Source organism: Intestinibacter sp., from assembly GCF_051866655.1.
In the GTDB taxonomy this organism is placed as follows: domain Bacteria; phylum Bacillota; class Clostridia; order Peptostreptococcales; family Peptostreptococcaceae; genus Intestinibacter.
The window spans coordinates 1,816-5,688 of the sequence record NZ_JBJDXL010000152.1 but is presented as its reverse complement, the minus strand read 5'-3'; the positions used below and the strand labels follow the sequence as shown (position 1 = coordinate 5,688).

The following is a 3,873-nucleotide window of genomic DNA, read 5'->3' as shown; positions in this document are numbered from 1 at the left end:
AACATAATTATCAGTTTCCCATAGCTTTATCATCAAATTATCTCTGCTCACAGTTTTTCCTTTGTTTTCTAAAAGAGTTTGAAGTATCTTATATTCGTTTTTAGTTAATTCAGCTTTTTCACCTTTGTACGAGATTGAATTGTCGTTTATATTTAAAATAGCTCCGTTGTGTTCTAATAAATTAGATTGAGTCGAAAAATCATAGGTACGTCTTAGTATAGCCTGAATTTTAGCGATTAAAACGTGAAGATCAAAAGGCTTAGCTATAAAATCATCTCCGCCCATATTCATCGCCATTACGATATTCATATTATCAGATGCAGAAGATATAAATACTATCGGTACCTTAGATAATTTTCTGATTTCGGTACACCAGTGATATCCATTAAAAAACGGAAGTGTAATATCTAAAAGCACTAATTGCGGGTTAAATTCCACAAATTGAGGTATAATATCTTGAAAATCAGTGATCCTTTTAGCTGTAAATCCCCAGTTTGAGATTTCCTTTTCGATTGATTTTGCTATAATTTCATCGTCTTCTATAATTAAAATCTTATGCATAAAAACACCCTTTCTTATTTATAATAAGCATCTATTCCATCGGCAACACTTTTTATAAATTATATACTTATTTTAAACTTATATCATGAAAATGTTTTTATTGTAAATAAAATGTAACCATTTATAAATGCCTCTAAAACATATTTATTTTTTATTTTTATAGTGGTATTATTATATATGGGTACAGAATTTCATACTTATGATAATTTAAATAGTTTAAATTTTCAGATAAATAAAAATAAAAGTATGAAATATGTTTTAAATATTACATTTTAATAATTAATACTAAAAAATAATTGAGGAGGAGTATGTAAAATGATTAATGTTTTATGTTATGGTGATTCAAATACTTATGGATATAATCCTCTTAATGGACAAAGATTTAATACAAATGAAAGATGGACAGGAAGATTACAATCCATGCTAGGTAGAAATTACAAAATAATAGAAGAAGGCTTAAATGGCAGAACTACTATACTAGATGATCCAATGGGAGAAAATAGAAATGGAGAACAATACTTCGATGTCGCTTTAAAGAGCAACTATCCTGTAGATTTAGTAGTTATAATGCTAGGAAGTAATGATTTAAAGAAGAGATTTAATATGCCTGCTGCTGACATAGCAGATGGTGCAGGAAAAATAGTAGATATGGCAATCGACATCAGCAAAGAAAAAAGTGAAGACAATAAGCCATGTAAAGTTTTATTAGTATCTCCAATTCATATAGGGAAAAATATAGAAAAATCACCTTTTTCAGATTCATTTGGAGGAAATATAGCTAGAGAAAAGAGCTTACAATTCGCTAAATACTACGAGCAAGTAGCAAAGGATCATGGAGCTTATTTTATGGATGCAGGATTTTATGTAAATCCAAGTGACAAGGATTCTCTACATTTAGATCAAGAAGGTCATAGAATTTTAGCTTATGCTTTTAAGGATAAAATAAAAGAAATTATGGAATAATTTTTATATAAAGTGAGTATATTTTAATATGTTTTAACTTTTAAAAAAGAAAGTTGATAGGGAGCGGTACTATCTTCTTTCTTTATTTTTTTGAAAATAGATTTATAAAATTTATTTTAAAATAAAAATATAAATATATATGAATGATATAAAATATAAGGAAAATTGTAAAATAAAAAATCAAAAAAAATTTGAAATATTGAAGGGATTTGAAAAGGTGTATAGAATTAATATATTAAGATTATCTTCCTTAATATTTTCAATATACATTTCAATCTCAAATATTGATTAAAAATTTTGATCAGATTGCGTAAACTTACAAGGTCTGGTTTAGATGTGTTTAGTTGGTGAAAATAGCGCCAACTATTTTTTTTGAAAATATTTAGATTTTAAGATGAATTTCCTATATTTCGAGCAAAAAAAAGTGAAAATAACAGGTTTTTAATTTATAATATAAGATATAATATTAACAAAGTTTATTTTAAAGGGGGCATGATTTATGAATAAAGTGTCGTATCCAAGAAATAAGGTTTTAGGTGGAATTTGGGGATTGATTATAGGTGATGCTGTGGGGGTACCATATGAATTTACTCCAAAGGAGAGGATTCCAGAGTTAGATAAAATTGATATAATTACACCAAACGATTTTAGAAAGACTTATGGTGATGTGCCTTTTGGTACATATTCAGATGATGGTGCTCAATTTTTATGTATTATGGATAGCTACATAGAATGTGATGGATTTGATATAGATGATGTAGCTAAGAAATTTTTGGCGTGGCTGTCTGATGGATTATGGGCTGTCGATGGAAATATTTTTGATGTAGGAATACAAACTTTAAGAGCCTTAGCAGATTATGCAAGGGGGACAAGTCCAAGGAAATCTGGTCTATGTGAGCCAGAAGGCAAAGGAAATGGAGCTTTGATGAGAACATTGGCTCTAGCACTTCTTGAAAATGAAGGCGATGTAAAATTAGTTATTGATTCTCATGAGCAGGCTATGATTACACATGGTCATATTTGTAATCATGTATGCTGTGCTTTTTACAATTTAATAGCAAAATATATGCTTGAAGGTATGGAATTTGAAGAAGCATATAATGATGCTGTTAAATCTCTTAGAAATATATATAAATATAAAGAAGATTATCTAAATGAATTTGAAAATAATATTTTGCCAGATGGAAATATAGTTGAAAGAGGTACTGGATATGTAATCGACTGCTTAAAGACTGCATTTAAGGTTATCAGAGAAAGTAGCTCGTACGAAGAAGCTATAAAAAAGGCAATCGCATATGGAAATGACACCGACACAACAGCAGCTGTTGTAGGTGGATTAGCAGGAATTATTTATGGATTTGAGGGAATACCTACTAGATGGTATGAATTATTGAGAGCAAAAGAAGATATATTAAATTTAATAGATAAAATAAATTTTGAAGAAATCTAGATTTTTATCTAGATTTTTTTGTGCAAAAATTTTTTTATTTTTTAGAGTATGTTAAAATACATATAGGTTATTTTTAGAAATATATGGTTATAATTGAAATATTAAGGAGAAAAATATGGTTAAAATAGTAGCAAGTGACATGGATGGAACACTTTTAGACAGTCAAAAAAATTTTCCTAAAGATATGGATTATGTTTTAAGAAAATTAAACGAGAAAAATGTTAAATTTATAGTGGCAAGTGGTAGACAATACTATAACTTAGCTGAGATATTTAAGAGATTTGATCAAGATTTAATTTATATAAGTGAAAATGGAAGCATGGTTTTAGATAACGATAAAATGATATATTTCGATGAAATAGATAAAGAAAAGTTATTTAAACCAATTGAAATAGCTAGAAAAATAAAGGGAACATCAATAGTATTATCTGGTGAAAAGGGAGCTTATACTGAAAATACAGGCGAATTTTTTCAAAAAAATGTGGCTATGTATTACGATAGAATAGAAGTATTAGATGATGTGTTAGATGTTGTCAGAGAGGGTAGAGATAGAATTTGTAAGATAGCATTATTCCACGATGAAAACTCTGAAAAATATCTATCTCATGAATTTGATGAGGTAGAGGATGATTTTTTAATCTGTGTATCTAGTGAATTTTGGATGGACTTTATGAATCCAGGAGTAAATAAAGGAGAAGCTATTAAGAAAATACAGGAATATTATGGGATAACTTACGATGAAACGATGGCTTTTGGAGATTATTTAAATGATTATGAAATGCTTCAAAGCTGTAAATACAGCTATGCTATGGAAAATGCACATCCTAAATTAAAGGAAATCAGCAACTACCATGCTAAGTCAAATGACGAAAATGGAGTTATGGAGGTTATAAAGAGCT

General features: G+C 28.4%; 4 protein-coding genes. 3 read left to right on the top strand and 1 reads right to left on the bottom strand.

Annotated features, from left to right (window positions below):
• On the bottom strand, positions 1-561 hold a 561-nt coding region (locus ACI3VO_RS04375; RefSeq protein WP_439756753.1), incomplete at its 3' end, for a response regulator.
• Between the two features lie 315 nt (positions 562-876).
• Here ACI3VO_RS04375 and ACI3VO_RS04370 point away from each other — a divergent pair.
• The 3 genes from ACI3VO_RS04370 to ACI3VO_RS04360 form a co-directional block, all read left to right on the top strand.
• A complete protein-coding gene (locus ACI3VO_RS04370; protein ID WP_439756752.1) occupies positions 877-1,524 on the top strand; it encodes an SGNH/GDSL hydrolase family protein in 648 nt (215 codons plus the stop codon).
• Positions 1,525-2,023: 499 nt separating this feature from the next.
• Complete coding sequence (locus ACI3VO_RS04365; RefSeq protein WP_439756751.1) at positions 2,024-2,974, top strand: ADP-ribosylglycohydrolase family protein; 951 nt, start codon at positions 2,024-2,026, stop codon at positions 2,972-2,974.
• Positions 2,975-3,089: 115 nt separating this feature from the next.
• Positions 3,090-3,873 (top strand): HAD family hydrolase (locus ACI3VO_RS04360; RefSeq protein WP_439756750.1); only part of this gene is annotated, 784 nt, incomplete at its 3' end.

Excerpts from the sequence above, each read along its gene's own strand:
- ACI3VO_RS04370 (WP_439756752.1), top strand. The coding sequence starts at position 877 with ATGATTAATGTTTTATGTTATGGTGATTCAAATACTTATGGATATAAT.
- ACI3VO_RS04365 (WP_439756751.1), top strand. The coding sequence starts at position 2,024 with ATGAATAAAGTGTCGTATCCAAGAAATAAGGTTTTAGGTGGAATTTGG.